This is a genomic window from Vibrio nigripulchritudo (genome assembly GCF_027924785.1).
GTDB classification, from domain to species: Bacteria; Pseudomonadota; Gammaproteobacteria; order Enterobacterales; family Vibrionaceae; genus Vibrio; species Vibrio nigripulchritudo.
Map to the genome: position 1 here is coordinate 2,818,912 of NZ_AP027049.1, position 18,315 is coordinate 2,837,226.

The window sequence follows — 18,315 nt, forward strand, 5'->3', positions numbered from 1 at the left end:
CTTACCATCTTCACCACTGGTAATTGACACACTTCACAACAATTTACTGTGCTTTTTTCCTCATTTCCTGAATGTTATCTACGCTTTAAACAATGGTCGGATTTCATTTAATGGTTCTCAGAATTAATATCTCCGCCATTGAGTAAAAGCTCAACTAAAAGCAGGGTTACCTACCCCTATAAAAGGTAGGTATGTACAGTTCCAAGCAGCTGACTTGGAAGAAAAATAATAAGGTAAATCCTATGAAAAACTGGCGTCTGTTTAAAAAAACGGTTATCGCTACCACTATTGCTCTCGCCTCTCAACAAGCTATCGCGGCTGGTTTCCAGCTTAATGCTCAATCTGCGACTGGTCTTGGCCGTGCTTTTGCAGGTGATGCAGTAATCGCTGATAACGCTTCAGTAATGGCGCGTAATGCGGCGGCAATGTCTCTATTTGAGTCATCTCAGTTTTCTGGCGGCGTAAACGTCATTAACACTGAAATCAAAGTCACTGACGTTAAAGCTGGCGGTCTTGTGGCAACACAAGATTCAGCGAAGAACACATCTTCAACTCCTGTACCAAACATCTACTACATTCACCGTCTAAGCGACAAAATCGCTCTAGGTGCTGGTATCTACTCGAACTTCGGTACTAAAAACAACTTTGACGACTCGTTTGGCAAAAAGCTAAACCCTGCATTAGCTGGTTTTGGTGGTAATACTGAAATCAAGAGCGTGAACTACGCTCTGGCAGCTTCTTACCGCGTAAACGAGCAGTTAAGCCTGGGTGCAGGTCTGGACATTGTTCAAGGTTCAGGACTAATGAAGCGTGACACAACAGGTAATGCGCTTGATTTGGATGTATCAGGTACTGGCTACGGATTTAATGTTGGTGCTGTATATGAGCTTGACGATCAAAACCGTTTCGGTCTGGCTTACCATTACAGCCCTGAAATCAAGGCAAGCGGCACTATCAAGCTTAAAACTGTTGTAGACATCTCTAACGAAGATTTGCTGCTACCACTTCCTAGCATGCTTGAATTCTCTGGTTACCACGAGCTGAATAACACTGATTTCGCGGTTCACTATAGTGTTCAGTGGATTGGCTGGAAAGCGTTCGACAAGATTGAAACAAGCAAAGGTACGTTCTCTAAAGATTACAACTGGAAAGATGGCTACCATTTCTCACTTGGCGGTACATACTTCCTGAACGAAGCTTGGACACTACGTGCTGGTTACATGTACGACACGGCGGCTCAGGACGAACTAACATCCATCTCTGTGCCTGATTCTAACCGTCACTGGTTGTCAGCGGGTGCAAGCTACAGCTTCGCTGAAAAGCACACTGTTGACGTAGGCTTTACTTACCTAATGGGTCAGGACGTTGCTGTAACAGAATACAGCCCTTCTGCACCAACAACGGTTGCTATGACAGCTACAACACACGCAAACGCAATCCTTGCAGGTGTTCAGTACAGCTACAGCTTCTAAAAAGTTAACAACTGTTCTTAAATTGAAAGACCGGCACTCGCCGGTCTTTTTTTATTCTCTTAACTGGCTCTGCCACATTTGAGCGTATTGCCCGCCTTTTTTGAGTAAGGCTTCGTGAGATCCACGCTCGATAATCTGACCTTCAGAAAACACCACGATCACGTCTGAATCCACAATTGTTGAAAGTCTGTGGGCGATGGTCAATACCGTTCTTCCTTCTCCCATTTGTTTGAGGCTTTCCTGAATCTCGCGCTCCGTTTCTGTGTCCAGAGCAGACGTCGCTTCATCAAGCAACAAAATAGGCGGGTTCTTTAGCAATGTTCGCGCGATTCCAACACGTTGCTTTTCCCCTCCAGACAGTTTCAAACCTCTTTCACCAACCTGAGTCTGGTATCCATCAGGTAACTGTTCTACAAAAGTGTGTATCTTCGCAGCTTTAGCGGCTTGTACGACTTCCTCGTAGGTGGCATCTGGTCGACCATAGGCGATGTTGTAATAGATAGAGTCATTGAACAGCACTGTATCCTGAGGCACCACGCCAATCGCATTGTGTAAGCTATCCTGAGTAACATCACGCAAGTCTTGACCGTCTATCCGTATCGCTCCGCTGGTTACGTCATAAAAACGAAACAGCAAACGACCTAAAGTAGATTTACCAGAACCAGATGAACCAACAATCGCAACCGTCTGCCCAGCTTCGATGTTAAGCGAGATGTTATTCAGGATTTGCCTTTGTGGATCGTAGTGAAAATCAATCTGATCAAACACCACTTCTCCTTGTTTAACATTTAGGTCCGGCGCGTTTTCTTTGTCTTTTACATCAGGGACTTGTCTGAGTAAGTCAAACATCTCGCCCATATCAATCAGTGACTGACGGATCTCCCGATACACATAGCCGAGAAAATTCAGTGGCATCATCACTTGCATCATGTAGGCATTGACCATGACAAACCCACCCACCGTCAATGCACCGCTGCTCACATCTCTCACTGCCAGCAGCAGTGCCAGAACCATGCCGCCATTTATCAGCAGCGCTTGCCCTAAATTCAATAAGGCGAGTGAGTTAACGGTTTTCAGAGAAGCGGCTTCAAACCCTTCCATAGAATCGTCATAACGTTTGGTCTCGCGCTTTTCTGCGCCAAAATACTTAACCGTTTCAAAGTTCAACAGGCTATCAATGGCTTTTTGGTTGGCGTCTTTGTCTTTTTCATTCATCTCTTTTCGGATACGCACGCGCCATTCGGTCACTTTTGCGGTGAATACGATGTAAGTCGTCACCGTCACACTGACCACCAGTAAGTACCAGAAATCAAAAGCAAACAACAAAATGATTGAGATGAGTATCAATTCCAGAAGCAAAGGACCGATACTGAACAAGATAAACCGGAGCAGAAAGTCGATGCCTTTCACTCCCCTTTCCATTACTCGACTCAACGCGCCCGTTTTTCTGGTTACGTGATATCGCAATGAAAGTTTGTGGATATGGGAAATGGTTTCTAAAGCCACCGAGCGAAGAGCACGCTGACCCACTTTGGCAAACACAACATTTCGCAGTTCTTCGAATCCAACCTTGAAGACTTGGTTCATACCATAAGCGACAACCAGCCCAATCGCACCAAGTGCAAATAACCACTCTTGTTCATTGCTTTCTCCCGCCAAAAGGTCGACAACCGCTTTGTACAGAAAAGGAGCAAACACAGCGACAAGCTTAGAAATGCCCAAAGCAACCATAGCAATCACTACACGTTGTTTTACCCACGGCTTGTCTTCTGGCCAAAGGTATGGGGAAATCTTTCTAATGGTGTGCCAGCCACTTTCGCGTGCCTGGTTCTCGACCGACTGATTGTCTGAGATTGCGGTCTTATCCGTTTCTACATTGCTGGCGTCTGACATGTGCTTCCTATTCTATTTTTAGTTTTACTTAGGTCGACCCTAAGTATAGAGAGATAAATCGAGGGCTTGTTGATCCCGTCGCTCAATGTAAGACGTTTGAGAAACAAAAAAGCCTAACGAAATTTCGTTAGGCTCTCTTTAATTGAAATTTGCTTTCTGCAAACTACTCGAATTCTTCATCAAGATATTCGTCTAAGAAGTCTTCTTCGTCTTCTTCGAAGGTTTCGGTTATGCCCGCTTTAAAGTCTCTTCTCTGAAGATAAACATCTCGTGACAGCGCATACGGATCAGGTGAAGATTCCAGTGTTCCTTCCTGTGGTATCAGCAGGTAACGTTTTTCCATACCTTCAAGTGCCCACTTTCCAAGCCCAGCCCAGAAATTCAGGAGAGATAGGGGTACGTACATGCCATCGACGGTATCGGTCGTTTTTCGCAACGTGATAGGACCATACCCTGGCACCATAAAATACGGACCGTTGCCTACCCCGTGATAACCAAGCATGTCACCAAATGCCCGCTCGTCGTATTTGGTGATCCCAGCAGCGGTCGCCACATCAATAAAGCCCAACAGACCAACCGTGGAGTTAATCCAGAAACGGTTGAAATGAGTCAGAGCCAGTTCACCCTCTCCCATCAGCAGGTTGTTGATCATACTTGCTGGTTCATCGAGGTTGGCGAGGAAATTGGCTATACCACCACGTATTGGCGTTGGCACTGTTTCAACATAAGCCACCGAAATTGGGCGAACAATGTAAGGATCAAGATAATCGTAGTTGATATCAAACATCGCTCGGTTAAAGCTTTCAAACGGGTCGTTTGGATGAGATACGTCAGCTTCGGCATTTTCCCCTTCCGGCACAGAGGAACAGCCAACGGCAAAAGCCAACATCGCGAGCAAGAGCCAGGAACCAATTCTATTTAACAACATAGTCCTTTACCAAAAAAACAAAGACCGGCTGGTAGCCGGTCTTCCTATCAACTCGCTTTATTCTAATGATTTCATAATAATCAGCAATATGAATTGATAGCGATCCATAGGTTCTGTCGACCTAACGTAAGACAATACATTAATAACGTTTATCTATGATTAACGCAACACTATCCCCTAAATTAGCAACATCGCTTTCACCGTGCCAATCACCGTCACGCGTTGCGACATTGCCATCAGTATCAAGCCTTGCTTTCACCACCAGCTCATCCAAAGAAGAAAGCTTGATATCTTGGAGCATGCTGTTGCCATCATCGAGTACAACCGTGCGAGGGAATGTGCCGAGCGGATAACGCGCCGCTGCCACGGGCATCGGGCTGCCGTCCGCTCTGTGTACAGATACGATCAATACTGAATTTGGATCAGGGTTTATGCCTTCACCTAAGGAAACATTCACCTGAACAGATTGCCCTTGGGCAGCTCCTGTATCACCCATTTTCTTCTTCGCGCTTTGAATACTCCTTTCCAGCATTTCATAGCGGTTATCAGACGGTCCAATCATTTTCTGCATCGCTCCCCAGTAGCGGATTGCAGCAGCATAATCGGCACGCTCAAACGCATCAAAAGCCAGAAGCGAGAATACGCGAAGGTCAACCATATCCTGCTGAACCAATCTATGGAGCAGCGACCTCGCCTGATTTTGGTCTACCTCATCTGAAGACAGCATTAATGCCTGCGCATAGCCAAGCTGAATATCCGTGTCTTTTTGCTCTAGCCGATACGCTTTCTTCATTGAACCAATAGCGGTGGTAACATCACGGTTTGCTAGGGCAATTCGCCCGAGTAACATCCAGCCCGTTGAATCTTCTGGCTGATGATGAAGACGTGTACGCAGCGCCAGAGTCAGATCTTTCATTTCGTCATCAGTCAGTGCCTGACCTTGTGGAGACATCAACTTTTTTGTCAGCACAGGAAGGTTACCTTCTGCCTGATGCCAATCCACAACTTTCTGTGAACCACCGAATTGGAAGTACATGCCATATGATAGTGCCGCCACAAACAGAACCGACGGGATCGCAACCATTGCTGTCGAAATCTTGGTTGTCGCTTCGTCTTTTTTGGCTTTTGGCACATCATCCAGCAAGGTTTGCTTCAGGTCAGCAATAAGGTCTTGCTGGTTTTCAACCAACCCTTCTTTGGCTTCTTCTTCAAGTTCATTCAGGCGATCTCGGTAAAACGCTTTATTGAGTTCATCGCGGCGAGCATCATCATTAACGGCACGCTTCTGAATTAAAGGAAATGCAATTAATACACTGGAGATAGCGATGATTGCTGCTGTAGCTATCCAAAAAAATGTCATTTTTTCGCGTCCCCATTGTTATCGTCTTCTTTAAGTAGCGCCTGTAATTGCGCTTCTTTCTCTGCATCCCATTCTTCGTCAGTCACTTTTTCAACGACTTTCTGTTTGCCCCGGCTACGCATGACAATCAAACCAAAGCCAATTACCAGTACCGCAACAGGACCGAGCCAAAGAATGGAAGTCGCTGCAGTAATTGGAGGGTTGTAAGTCACGAAGTTACCGTAACGTGCGATCATGTAGTCTATGATTTCCTGTTCAGACTTACCCTCTTTCAGCATTTCGTACACTTTTTGGCGTAAATCCTGAGCAAGAACGGCGTTAGAGTCACCAATAGAGTTGTTCTGACATTTCGGGCAGCGCAGGGTGTGACCAAGCTCTTTGAACAGTTGTTCCTGCTCAACCGTATCAAACTCATAAATCTCAATACTGGCGATCGCGGGCACAGTTAAGATTGCCAAGCCGAGTAAAAATCCACGCAGTTTGCTGATCATTTTGCCGCCTCCTCTATCAGTCTCTGATAAATCGGCTCTAACGTTTCTGCCCAGTTTTTCTCGTTCACATCTCCGACATGACGGTACTGAATGACACCTTTAGCGTCGACGATAAAGGTTTCCGGCGCACCATAAACACCCAGATCCAATCCAAGCATTCCGTTTCCATCAAACAGGCTAATCAGGTACGGATTCCCCAGCTCATTTAGCCACTGCACCGCTTTGTCTCGGTTATCTTTGTAGTTCAGACCAATGATTTTGACATCCTTAGAAGCCAGCTCATTCAGGTATTTGTGCTCTGCGTAACAGGTCGGACACCAAGTCGCCCAAACGTTGATAAGCAAAGGTTCACCAACAAAAATATCCTGCTCATAAAGCTTGCCGGGTTCCGCTAAATCTTCGAGTTTGAAGTTAGGGACGGGCTGACCAATGAGCACAGACTCCAGCTTTGTAGGATCGTCTCCATCTGCATTGCGACTTAACTGAGTTGCAAAAACTGCCACCAAAATTAGAAAGAAAGCTAACGGGGCAAATAAAATATTTCGGTTCACTTATGCTTCCTTTTCTTTCAATGCAGCGGCAGATTTAGAAGATTTTCTGAAACGGTATCGCTTATCGCTAATGGCAACCACACCACCAATCGCCATAAACAGACTGCCTAACCAAATCCAGCGAACAAACGGTTTGTAGTAAATTCTCACGGCCCACGCCTCGCCGTCATCGAGTCGTTCACCCATAGCAATATACAGATCACGAGTTACACCACGATCTATCGCCGCTTCCGTCATCATAGATTTAGCTGTGCGGTAGAAGCGTTTTTCAGCGTGAAGCACGTTTACAAACTTGCCGTCTTTGGTGATTTCGAAATCGGCAATGTAGCCATCGTAGTTTGGACCATCTTTGTCACGTAGCCCCTGGAAGTAGAAGTTGTAACCCTGAATCTGGAAATTCTCACCCGGTGCCAGTCTCACATCACGTTCAATGCTGTAGTTCTGCACCATCGCGATACCAATCACCGTGATTGCCATACCAATATGACCCAGCATCATCGCCCAGTGGCTTCTTTGCAGCTTGGTAACACCTACTTTGAATTCGTGGCGATGTGTCGCTCGTTGATGAAGCTCGAAGCCATGCATAGCGATAATCCAGATTGCCATCACCCAGCCAAGAAACGCTAAAGCTTCGAATTTATCCGCCAGTAGGAAAACGAAACCCGCTCCCAATACAACAGACAGAGCACCAGAAACAATCATGGGTTTAACTAAGCTGGTGAGGTCATCGCGCTTCCAGCGAATCAAAGGGCCAATACCAAGCAGGAAGGCGAAAGGCACCATTAGCCAAGTAAATAACATGTTGAAGAAAGGCGCACCGATAGATACAGAGCCTAATCCAAGTTGCTTGTGAACCAGTGGAAGTAATGTACCTACCAAAACCACAACCAGTGCCGCCACCAAAATGATGTTGTTCGCAAGCAAGGCATTTTCACGAGAGAAGAGTTCAAAGTTGCCGCGAACCCGAACTGTGGAGCCTTTTAGAGCAAACAGAAGCAGTGAACCGCCGATGATAAAAACCAGGAAGCCGAGAATGAACATGCCGCGAGATGGATCGGAAGCAAATGCATGAACCGACACCAAAATTCCCGAGCGTACAAGGAATGTTCCAAGCAAACTCAATGAGAAAGCCGATATCGCGAGTAGCACTGTCCAAGCTTTAAAGGTGCCGCGTTTCTCCGTTACCGCAAGAGAGTGCATCAACGCCGTGCCCGCTAACCATGGCATAAAGGACGCATTTTCAACTGGGTCCCAGAACCACCAGCCTCCCCAGCCTAGTTCGTAATACGCCCACCATGAACCGAGAGCAATCCCCAAAGTCAGAAATAGCCAGGCGGCAGTAGTCCATGGTCTGGACCAGCGTGCCCACGCGGTATCTAAACGCCCGGTCATCAGAGAGGCGATAGCAAAAGAAAACGCGACAGAGAACCCGACGTAACCCATGTACAACATTGGAGGGTGAATGATCAGTCCCGGATCCTGAAGTAACGGGTTCAAATCCCGACCGTCTACCGGGAAAAATGGCAGAGTACGCAAGAAAGGATTGGAAGTGACGATAATAAACAGCAGGAAACCTACTGTAATCATTCCCATAACCGCTAAAACACGGGCAACGGACTCTTGCGGCATACCTCGGCTAAACGTGGCGACAGCGACTGTCCAGGCTGCCTGAATCAACACCCAAAGTAGTAAAGATCCCTCGTGAGCACCCCAAACCGCTGTTAAACGATAATACCAAGGTAACTGGCTGTTCGAGTTTGTCGCCACATAAGTCAGGGTGAAGTCGTTTGCGTAGAACGCCCACAGCAGCACCAGAAACGACGCCATTAACAGGAGGAACATCCCCCACGACAGCGGTCTCGCCGTATTCATCAACGTGATATTGTTTTTAGAAGCACCAACTAATGGCAGGATGCTCAACAATACCGCAAAGCCGAGCGACACAATCAGGGCAAAGTGCCCGAGTTCTGCAATCATTGTGTGCTCTCCGCTTTCTGCTCATCAGTATAGGTAAGAGGCTCATGCACTTTTTCCATTGCCTCTGCTATTTCTGGTGGCATGTATTCTTCATCGTGCTTGGCAAGTACTTCAAACGCCTCAATGGTCGTTGCATCTCTCAATACGCCTTGCGCTACAATGCCCTGACCTTCGCGGAAGAGATCCGGCAATATGCCGTCATACAAAATCGTTACCTTAGGACCAACATCGGCAAGGTCAAACTGTACTTGCAGGGATTTGGAATTCCGAACTACAGAACCTTCTACAACCATTCCGCCAATACGCAGACGCTGACCGACTTCTGGTTTGGTTCCGTCAGGCTTACCATGGACTAGCTCTGTGGGGGTATAAAACAGGTCCATATTCTGATTCAGTGCATAAAGCATTAGACCTATGGTTGCGCTCAAGCCAAAAAACAGTGCGAGAATCAGCCCGAGTCTTTTTTTACGTCTTGGGTTCATAATGTGTTCTCCATGTTTTTAGCTGCGTCAATACGAGCCTGACGGTCAATTTTCGCGTTTACTTCACCCAGTAAATCTTTACTGCGTTTAATGCTGGCAAAAAGCAGGATCAGCATGGAGAGAAAAGTGATGCCAAAAGCACCCCATACATATGAGGCGTATCCGCCCATAGCAAGAAAATCACTGAAAGAATCGAAATGCATGGGCTACCTCTTAACGCCAAGTGGAGATGATGCCAACGCTTGAACCCAAGGACGATGGCTCTCTTTGCTTATGATTTCATTCTTGAATCGGATCAGAGTCAGTGCTCCAAAGAAGAAAGCGAAACCAAGAATATTCAGCAGTAACGGCCAAAGCATGTCGTTAGAGATAGAAGGCTTGGCAAATTTGGTAATGGTTGCCCCTTGGTGAAGGGTATTCCACCATTCAACGGAGAAATGAATGATAGGAAGGTTGATTACGCCGACTATTGCCAGTATCCCTGCTGCTTTAGCCCCGGTTTTCTGATCGTCAAACGCGTGATACAGCGCGATCACGCCAAGATATAGGAACAACAGGATCAATTCAGAAGTTAAACGAGCATCCCAAACCCACCACGTGCCCCACATTGGTTTACCCCATACTGCGCCTGTTACAAGGGCAACAAAGGTGTATACCGCACCAATTGGTGCCATGGCAGCGGCTGCCATATCTGACAGCTTTAACTGCCAAACCAAACCTATAAAGGCGGCAATCGCCATCGACATGTAAACCCCCATCGACCAGATAGCCGAAGGAACATGGATGTAGATGATTCGAAAACTGTCACCCTGTTGATAGTCGGAAGGCGCGTAAGCCAGCCCCCAAATGGTACCGGTGACGAGAAACACAGCCGCAAGAATAGAAAACCATGGCAAGAGCTTGTCGCTCAGCCTATAGGCATTCTCGGGCTTGGCATAGGGATGTAGCCATTTCCACATGGTTAAGGTCTCACTCTTACTTCTAGGGCTTCCTTATTTAAGACTCTAGCGGTCCACGGAAGTTGTAATATTAATTTTGAAATTGCGAGGTTTAGAGACTGACGTCTTTAAACCTGTAGCACATTCCTATCACTTTAACGGAATGTTAACTAAAAAAACTTGTTCAATATCAATTGACACTTATGCGCAGTGATGCACTTATTGCAAATGGTGTTAATGTTGCCGCTCCCGCAAGCATTGCACCAAGAATTGCCAGTTGTCCGTTATACGCAACGCCTAAGCCCGCTGCGTCAATTGCTGATGTTGCAAAAATTAAGATCGGAATATAGAGCGGTAATACAAGGAGGCTCAGAAGTACCCCGCCTTTTTGCAACCCGACAGTTAGTGCAACGCCAATTGCCCCGACAAAGCTCAACGTAGGTGTGCCGATGAGTAACGTTAAAACAACGGCACTCCAAGTATTAAAGTCTAAAGACAGCAAAATAGCCAAAAGCGGACTAATAAGAATCAGAGGCACGCCAGTAAGTAGCCAGTGAGCAATCACTTTCGCCATAACGGCTAAAGGTAAAGGGATAGGCATCAGCATCATTTGCTCAAGTGCTCCATCCTGGAAGTCGTCACGAAACAGCCTTTCAAGAGAAAGCAATGCGGAAAGTAAAGCGGCTACCCAAACGATTCCTGACGAAATTCTGGCAAGCAGATTGGGCTCGGGGCCGATACTCAACGGAAAGAGTGTAACCACAATAATAAAAAACCAGAGCGGGTTTAAGATATCGGCCTGTCGGCGAAATGCGATTAATAATTCCCGACGGACGATGGCTACCATGGCGCTTATCATATTAATCACCCAACTTGATTTTTCTTAGTAGAGAGTTGTCGGTAAACATGTCTTGGTGCGTGGTCAGCAAAACCATTCCACCTTTCTCAGCATGCCCTGCGAATAGAGATTCCAATACTTTGACACCTTGCTTATCTATCGCAGTTAAAGGTTCATCAAGAATCCAGAGTGGGTGCTCACTTAACCATAAACGTGCCAGTGCAACCCGACGCTGCTGACCAGCAGAAAGCTTGCCAGCAGGGATATCCTCTCTTCCTGCTAATCCAACCTGAGCAAGTGCTTTCCATAATGCGTCTTCGTCACTCTTTCCTTGATGAACTTGCATGTAGTAAGCAAGATTTTCGTATGCACTCAGCTCTTTTTTTACGCCTGTCTGGTGTCCGAGAAACAGTAGGTCTGAATGGTATTCTTCCCTTGAAGAGAAAATGCTCTCTCCCTTCCACTGAATCTCGCCACTCTCTGAGTCTCCAAGCCCTGCGACAATTCTCAATAACGTGGTTTTTCCAGTTCCATTTCGACCTTCAATTTGGAGTAGATCTCCAGGGTTTACTTGAAAGGAAAGAGACTCGAACAACACTCTTTCATCACGAACAGCAGTAAGGTTGGATACGTCTAACATGGTAAAAGTCTTGATTTTATTGAGGGTATATCTTAGCACAATGCCCACCACTCTAAAGGGGAACACTGTCCTGAGTTTCACGAAACTGGGTAAAAATCTGTTAATGAATCATCACAAAACATTAAATCTGTTCACTTGATCAAATAACTTGTTTTAAATTGCGGATACCCGAACTCTTGGACGATGACGAGCGCCGAAAAACAAAAAAGGAGCCGCCGGGCTCCCTTTCGTTATGTAGAAGTATCTTTTGGATCATTTTACGTTTTTTTGAGGACGTCTTTGATCTTGTCTTCGGCGAGGTGCAGCACGACCGCTCAATGGAGGCACTTTTTCCTTGCCTGCTATTTTGTTTTGCAGTGACATCATTAACTCGGCTTCAGCTTTTGGCAATTCACACTCTTCTATGAGTTCGTTTATGCCTGCCCCCAACTGCACCATTTTACTGGCGCGGGTATAAAGCCTGCCGTCGTTATCTGTATGCTCTAACTCAGTAATTCTCTCGCTGATATGCTGAATCAGATCTTGCTGCTCAGCGACTTTCTGACCGAGTCCCACCATCACAGAGCGCACTTCCAACAATTGTTTGTTCGTTTTTTGTAGTTCTTTTTCCAAACCACGAACTTGTTGTCTATGCTGATCCGCTTTTTGGCGGCTGCTCTTTCTTACTCGAAGAAAAACGATCACTAGCAACGAAGCGACTAAAACGGAGCCGCCCGCTACCAATGGCAAAACAGAATACAACTCGCCAGCCATTATAGGTGAGCCATTTCTTCCCACTCTTCGTCAGAAAGAAGTTTGTTCAGATCAACCAAGATTAGAAGCTTACCATCACGGTTGCTTACACCCTGGATGAACTTGGCACTTTCATCTGTACCAACGCTTGGAGTGGTGTCGATTTCAGAAGAACGCAGGTAAACCACTTCGGCTACGCTATCCACCAGAATACCGATAACCTGACGTTCAGATTCGATAACGATAATACGAGTGTTGTCGGTAATCTCACCCTGCATCAGACCAAAACGTGAGCGAGTATCGATAACCGTGACGACGTTACCGCGAAGATTGATGATACCCAGTACGTAATCTGGTGCACCAGGTACTGGAGCAATTTCGGTATAGCGAAGAACTTCACGTACCTGCATTACGTTAATACCGTAAGTCTCATCTTCTAGCTGAAACGTTACCCACTGCAGTACCTCGTCGTTAACTTGGTCTTTTCTTACTTCTACTTCATTAGCTTGAGACATGTTTTATCCTCATTTGTGTCGCTACCGACAATTCTACTACTAACTGTCTAATGCTTTGACGTCCAGCCCAGCATTGAGCATGGAAACTAATTCTTCTACATGAATTAAAGCACACATTTTTTCTTTAACCATGCCAGCGAGCCAAGGTCTTTTGCCTGCGCTTTCACGCCAGCGAACTTTTTCTGGGTCCAGCCACTCTGTACCCAACAGTTTGTTCGCGGCTAACCCCCAATGGCTTTCACCCAACATGACGATGTATTCGTAATTTTCTCGATGAGAGTTATCTGTCAATTTCTCAGACATCACCCAACGAGCCGTGTCCACAACGTCTAGCTGGTCACTCCGGTTCGTTTGCAGCCCCAGGTACCAATCTGGTCTTCCAATTAGGTGGTTAAGCTCTTCGTTCTTACGATGAATACCACCTAACTCATCCAAAGGAACCGCAAATGTCACACCATTTACATCAAAATAAAGTGCCTGAAACGCTTCATTTCTTGCAACAGTGTGCCAGGTATCTTCTGCATCACCGCCACTTTGAGTTTCTGGTGCTACATCCACTTCCGTATCAACGGTGGATTCAGGTTCCTGTACTTCAACCTCAGGTTCAGATACTTCCTCCTGAACCACTTCTTCCTGGGTCTGAACTTCCTGAGCCTCTGGAATATCTTCCACAACAGGTTCAGTGACATCCCAGCTTTGAATCTCGTCAGAAACCACCTCGACTGCAGGTTCTTCAACAGCAACTTCTTCAACAACAGTCTCTTCAGGGCTTAGCGTGGCAATTTCCGCTGTGTTCTGAACGATAAGCTCTTCAATTTCTGGCTCATCAGCAATGTTGGTTGATTCAAGCTGGCTAAGCAGCCTTTGAACATCCTCTAAATCAGGTGCTTCAAATTCGTTGTATACAGTTTCAGTATAGGACGGAATAGGCTCAGGTTGTACTTCTGGCTGAAGTTCTAACCCGTAGTCAGCCAGATTCGGTTCTTCTTCCTGCTCTGGCTGAGCTTCATCTAATTCTTGTTCTTGAGTTTCCTGGCCCTGAACTGACAGGTCCTCAGCGCTTGCAGTATCAACTGCTAGTTCTTCTGTTTCTGCATCAGAAGAGTCTATTGCGCTACCGGCTTGTTCACTCGGAACACTATCAGTAGAAATCTCGGTAGGAACTTCTGCCACCATTTCTTCCGAAACGGGTGTTTTTTCTGCAACGGCGGCGTTTTGCGCTTCGCGAGCCTCAGCTTCTACGGACGACAATAACCCCTCTTCATCAAGAAGCGAGGTAAAATATTCATCCAAAGCCTGTTCACTCGAAAGCACTGAATCTTTAATCATCGAAAGCTAACCTCTCGAGATAAAGTAATAGCTGCTTATAGGCAAAAACGCCACGACTGCCAGACGCAAAATGTGAGGCAGGTAAGTGTTTTAAGCTCGCATCGCGAAATTTTGTATCAATTGGGATAGCGGAAGGCCAGACCTGATTCGGATAACCTTTCTTCAACTGAGTCAGAGTCTGCAATGACGCATTGGTGCGCTTATCGTACATGGTTGGAACGATAGTCGTCTTGAACGGGTCTGGTCGAGATTTCTGCATGATAGCCAGCGTTCTAACCATGCGCTCCAAACCTTTCATAGCGAGGAACTCGGTCTGAACCGGTATCAAAATGCGATCGCTGGCAGCCAGCGCATTTACCATCATTACCCCAAGAATAGGCGGGCAATCAATAAGCACGTAATCGTACTCATCTTCAACGGAAATCAACGCTTTTTTCAGAATCAGCCCCATGCCGCTGCGATTACCCATGACACGATCCAGCGTAGCCAGAGACATGTGTGCAGGTACAATATCAATGTTTTCAATATCGGTGCCCAATATCAGGGCTTGCACATTGTCTTTCTCGACTTGTCTAAGCTGGAAAAGGTCAAACAGACTGGATGGAACCTCATCCGAGTCGTACCCCAGGTAAGTCGTTAGCGACCCATGAGGATCAGTATCCACAAGCAGGACACGATGTCCCTGCTTGCTCAAAAGTCCTGCCAGAGTGACCGTTGTCGTGGTCTTCCCTACACCACCTTTTTGGTTAGCAACGCTCCAAACTACCACATTGGCTCCTTACGATAGTCCAACTTCAACCAGCATGCGCTCCGCAATCCTGTCCAGAGGCAAATCCTCGGTTGATAAGCCAGCTTTTGCCACTGCCTGTGGCATTCCATATACCACACAACTTTCTTCGTCTTGTGCCCAAATAGTCGCTCCGGCGGCTTTCAACATACGAGAGCCTTCACGCCCGTCTGCACCCATACCGGTTAAAACCATGGAGAGCACTTTGTCTTGATAAATCTTGGCTGCCGATCCGAATGTCACATCAACACAAGGTTTGTAATTCATACGATCACCGCCATCAATGATTCGCAGCTTAGCGGAACCAGGACGACCATCAATCATCATTTGCTTACCGCCCGGTGCGAGATAAGCACAACCCGGTTTCAGCACATCACCATCTTCCGCTTCTTTCACCTGAATTTTGCACAGTGAGTTTAAGCGAGCAGCGAAAGCCGCAGTAAACGTGGCAGGCATGTGCTGAATAAGCACGATTGGATGTGGGTAGTTGACAGGTAGCTTGGTAAGGATCTTTTGAAGTGCAACGGGTCCTCCGGTGGAGGTGCCAATCGCAGTCAGTTGATATTTCTTACCAGTCGCACGAAACTTAGCGGCAACCGGACGACCACGTTCTGGAGCGGGAGCAGCCGGTGCTGGTCGCTGTAACGAAGTCGTTGCTGGTCTGGCTGTTGAGCGTGTCGTGCTCGTAGGAGCTGTGGTCGCTGCACCGCCAATTGGGCGACGCAGAAATGCACGTTTCCTGGAGATTTCCTGAACACGTTGCTGAAGCAGGTTTACAGCTTCATCGCGGTTACGTGCAATATCTTCAAATTTCTTAGGTAAGAAATCCAAAGCCCCGGCATCCAGTGCATCTAGCGTTGCTTTAGCACCGTCATGAGTAAGCGAAGAAAACATCAAGATAGGCGTCGGTTGCGCCTTCATTATTTCACGGACAGCGGTAATGCCATCCATGACAGGCATCTCGATGTCCATAGTAATGACATCAGGTTTCAATTTGATGGCTTTATCAACGGCTTCTTTGCCGTTGACAGCCATATCCACTACTTCAAGGCGCGGATCTGAGTTGATAATTTCACTAACGCGTCGGCGAAAAAAACTTGAATCATCAACTACTAATACTCTTACCGCCATATTATCCCTTCAATTAAATATGCGAGCGAGTGGCATATTTCTTCAATAAGTTCGGTACATCTAGAATCAATGCGATATGACCGTCACTGGTAATCGTTGCACCAGCCATACCTGGAGTACCTTGTAGTAATTCGTCGAGTGGTTTGATAACCACTTCTTCTTGACCAATCAATGAGTCAACCACGAAGCCAACACGCTGACTGCCCAGCTGAACAATCACTACATGACCGTGGTTAGACTTCTTCTGACCGTTAGCGCTGTCTGGTACTAACCAATGCTGAAGGTAGAACAAAGGAATGGATTTTTCTCGAACTATGATCGTAAGTTGACCATCTACTGTGTTGGTTTTGCTCAGATCTAAGTGGAAAATCTCATTTACGCTCGCCAGAGGCAATGCAAACGGCTGACCAGATACACCCACCATCAGGGTAGGAAGGATAGCCAGAGTCAGAGGCACTTTGATGGTGATCTTAGTACCTTTACCCATTTCAGAATCGATATCTATCGAACCATTCAGGGTATTGATCGCCGTTTTCACAACGTCCATACCTACTCCACGACCAGAGATGTCAGAGATTTCAGTCTTAGTAGAGAAGCCAGGCATGAAGATCAGGTTGTAGCATTCTTTTGGAGACAAGCGCCCAGCGGCGTCAGCATCCATAAGACCACGCTCAACAGCGATACTTCTTAGTTTGTCGGCATTCATACCACCACCGTCATCAACGATGCTCAGCTCGATATGATCACCTTCCTGAGATGCAGAAAGAATCACTTTACCCGTACGTGGTTTTCCGTTCTCAACACGGACATCTGGCATTTCAATACCGTGGTCAACCGAGTTACGAACCAAGTGAATCAATGGATCCGCCAGAGCTTCTACTAAGTTCTTATCCAAATCGGTTTCTTCACCGCGCATTTCAAGCACAATGTCTTTCTTCAGGCTACGAGCGATATCACGTACAACTCTAGGGAATCGACCAAACACTTTCTTGATTGGCTGCATTCGAGTCTTCATTACCGCGCCTTGAAGGTCGGCGGTCACTACGTCAAGGTTGGCAACCGCTTTCGACATTTCTTCGTCGTTGCTATTCAGACCCAAGCTCACTAAACGGTTACGAACCAATACAAGCTCACCCACCATGTTCATGATGTCATCCAGCGTCGATGTATCAACACGAACGGTAGCGTCAGCTTGTGGTTTCTTCGCATCTTTTGCTGCGGCTGGAGCTTGCGCTTTAGCAGCAGGTTTTGCTGGCGCTGCTGGTTTTTCAGCAGGCTTCGGTGCCGGTTTTGGTTCTGGCTTAGGTGCAGGTTTCGCTGCAGCAGCTGGTGCCGGAGCCGGAGCTGGCTCTACAGGCTTAGTCGCAGCTTCAAGCTCTTCAGGTGAAGGACCTTTTCCTGAACCGTGCAATTGATCCAGAAGATTTTCAAACTCATCATCGGTCATCAAATCGCCATCACCGCCAGCAGAAGCCGCAGGTGTAGGCGCTGGTGCCGCAGGGGCTGCTGCCGGAGCAGAAGCATTACTTGGACTGCCGCCTGAACCATGCAGTTCATCCAGCAGTTTTTCAAATTCGTCGTCGGTTATATCATCACCACCAGCCGCAGCGCCTGCACTCGGTGCTGGGTCAGATGCTGGTGCAGGAGCCGTTCCACCGGTTGTCGGAGGCGTGCCTTTACCGTGTAATTCATCGAGCAGGGCTTCGAATTCATCCTGGGTGATTTCGTCAATCGATCCGTTGTCACCGCCGGATGCTTCCGGAGCAGGTGCTGGAGCGACAGGTTCTGGGACAGGTTCCGGCTCAACGACTGGTGCAGGGGCTTCTGCAACAACTTCAGCGACGACTTCATCTTCGCTCTCGGGTTTACAGAGGCGGTGGAGGTCTTCAATCAAAGCAGGGTCGGCAGGTGTCAGTGGTGATCTTTCCTGCACCGCTTCAAACATGACGTTAACTGCATCCAAAGCTTGCAGAATAGTATCCATCAGCTCAGCTGTTACTGAACGCTGACCATTACGCAGAATGTCGAAGATGTTTTCCGCGCCGTGACAAACATCAACGAGTTCTGTCAGGGCTAAGAATCCAGCACCCCCTTTTACGGTGTGGAAACCTCGGAAAATTGCATTCAACAGGTCTTTATCGTCTGGATTGTTTTCCAGTTCTATTAACTGCTCTGAAAGCAGTTCCAGGATCTCACCAGCCTCGACCAAAAAATCCTGTAGAATATCTTCGTCTAATTCGTAACTCATATC

The 18,315-nt window shown here is 47.0% G+C and carries 18 protein-coding genes; 1 reads left to right on the forward strand and 17 read right to left on the reverse strand.

Annotated features, from left to right (window positions below; all coding sequences use genetic code 11):
- The first annotated feature begins 242 nt into the window (after nt 1–242).
- Nucleotides 243–1,472: an outer membrane protein transport protein gene (locus tag QMG91_RS12895; RefSeq protein ID WP_281826929.1), complete on the forward strand. Its 1,230-nt coding sequence runs from the start codon at nt 243–245 to the stop codon at nt 1,470–1,472.
- 51 nt (nt 1,473–1,523) lie between these two features.
- On the opposite strand, the gene QMG91_RS12900 is transcribed toward QMG91_RS12895, so the two are convergent.
- The 17 genes from QMG91_RS12900 to QMG91_RS12980 all read right to left on the reverse strand — a co-directional run bounded on the left by QMG91_RS12900 (nt 1,524) and on the right by QMG91_RS12980 (nt 18,312).
- The gene (locus QMG91_RS12900) at nt 1,524–3,365 is read right to left on the reverse strand and encodes an ABCB family ABC transporter ATP-binding protein/permease (RefSeq protein ID WP_281826931.1); all 1,842 of its coding nucleotides are present in this window, start codon (nt 3,363–3,365) and stop codon (nt 1,524–1,526) included.
- A 163-nt stretch (nt 3,366–3,528) separates the two neighbouring features.
- Nucleotides 3,529–4,293 (reverse strand): MlaA family lipoprotein, encoded by a 765-nt coding sequence (locus QMG91_RS12905; protein ID WP_004407919.1) that lies wholly within the window; start codon nt 4,291–4,293, stop codon nt 3,529–3,531.
- 139 nt (nt 4,294–4,432) lie between these two features.
- Nucleotides 4,433–5,653, reverse strand: coding sequence for a c-type cytochrome biogenesis protein CcmI (gene ccmI, locus QMG91_RS12910; protein ID WP_281826934.1), 1,221 nt, complete (start codon nt 5,651–5,653; stop codon nt 4,433–4,435).
- Nucleotides 5,650–6,144, reverse strand: a complete 495-nt coding sequence (locus QMG91_RS12915; protein ID WP_281826936.1) for a cytochrome c-type biogenesis protein — start codon at nt 6,142–6,144, stop codon at nt 5,650–5,652. Before QMG91_RS12915 ends, ccmI begins: the two co-directional genes overlap by 4 nt.
- A complete protein-coding gene (locus QMG91_RS12920; protein ID WP_022549984.1) occupies nt 6,141–6,695 on the reverse strand; it encodes a DsbE family thiol:disulfide interchange protein in 555 nt (184 codons plus the stop codon). Before QMG91_RS12920 ends, QMG91_RS12915 begins: the two co-directional genes overlap by 4 nt.
- The gene (locus QMG91_RS12925; protein ID WP_281870044.1) at nt 6,696–8,672 is read right to left on the reverse strand and encodes a heme lyase CcmF/NrfE family subunit; all 1,977 of its coding nucleotides are present in this window, start codon (nt 8,670–8,672) and stop codon (nt 6,696–6,698) included.
- Nucleotides 8,669–9,154, reverse strand: coding sequence for a cytochrome c maturation protein CcmE (gene ccmE, locus QMG91_RS12930; RefSeq protein WP_004407909.1), 486 nt, complete (start codon nt 9,152–9,154; stop codon nt 8,669–8,671). Before ccmE ends, QMG91_RS12925 begins: the two co-directional genes overlap by 4 nt.
- Nucleotides 9,151–9,357 (reverse strand): heme exporter protein CcmD, encoded by a 207-nt coding sequence (gene ccmD / locus QMG91_RS12935; RefSeq protein ID WP_004407907.1) that lies wholly within the window; start codon nt 9,355–9,357, stop codon nt 9,151–9,153. The genes ccmE and ccmD overlap by 4 nt, the downstream gene beginning before the upstream one ends.
- A 3-nt stretch (nt 9,358–9,360) precedes the next feature.
- Complete coding sequence (locus tag QMG91_RS12940; protein WP_281826939.1) at nt 9,361–10,113, reverse strand: heme ABC transporter permease; 753 nt, start codon at nt 10,111–10,113, stop codon at nt 9,361–9,363.
- 169 nt (nt 10,114–10,282) lie between these two features.
- On the reverse strand, nt 10,283–10,951 hold the full coding sequence (gene ccmB, locus QMG91_RS12945; protein WP_004407903.1) for a heme exporter protein CcmB: 669 nt from the start codon (nt 10,949–10,951) through the stop codon (nt 10,283–10,285).
- A 1-nt stretch (nt 10,952) separates the two neighbouring features.
- Nucleotides 10,953–11,570 carry a cytochrome c biogenesis heme-transporting ATPase CcmA gene (gene ccmA / locus QMG91_RS12950; RefSeq protein WP_004407901.1) on the reverse strand — a complete coding sequence of 206 codons (618 nt, stop codon included), beginning with the start codon at nt 11,568–11,570 and terminating at the stop codon, nt 10,953–10,955.
- Nucleotides 11,571–11,822: 252 nt separating this feature from the next.
- Nucleotides 11,823–12,323: a DUF2802 domain-containing protein gene (locus QMG91_RS12955; RefSeq protein WP_281826941.1), complete on the reverse strand. Its 501-nt coding sequence runs from the start codon at nt 12,321–12,323 to the stop codon at nt 11,823–11,825.
- Nucleotides 12,323–12,817 carry a chemotaxis protein CheW gene (locus QMG91_RS12960; protein WP_004407897.1) on the reverse strand — a complete coding sequence of 165 codons (495 nt, stop codon included), beginning with the start codon at nt 12,815–12,817 and terminating at the stop codon, nt 12,323–12,325. Before QMG91_RS12960 ends, QMG91_RS12955 begins: the two co-directional genes overlap by 1 nt.
- 39 nt (nt 12,818–12,856) lie before the next feature.
- Complete coding sequence (locus QMG91_RS12965; protein WP_409351241.1) at nt 12,857–14,146, reverse strand: chemotaxis protein CheW; 1,290 nt, start codon at nt 14,144–14,146, stop codon at nt 12,857–12,859.
- Nucleotides 14,139–14,915 (reverse strand): ParA family protein, encoded by a 777-nt coding sequence (locus QMG91_RS12970; RefSeq protein WP_004407893.1) that lies wholly within the window; start codon nt 14,913–14,915, stop codon nt 14,139–14,141. The genes QMG91_RS12965 and QMG91_RS12970 overlap by 8 nt, the downstream gene beginning before the upstream one ends.
- Nucleotides 14,916–14,924: 9 nt before the next feature.
- Nucleotides 14,925–16,064: a protein-glutamate methylesterase/protein-glutamine glutaminase gene (locus QMG91_RS12975; protein ID WP_004407891.1), complete on the reverse strand. Its 1,140-nt coding sequence runs from the start codon at nt 16,062–16,064 to the stop codon at nt 14,925–14,927.
- Nucleotides 16,065–16,077: 13 nt separating this feature from the next.
- Complete coding sequence (locus tag QMG91_RS12980; protein WP_281826948.1) at nt 16,078–18,312, reverse strand: chemotaxis protein CheA; 2,235 nt, start codon at nt 18,310–18,312, stop codon at nt 16,078–16,080.
- Nucleotides 18,313–18,315 lie beyond the last annotated feature (3 nt).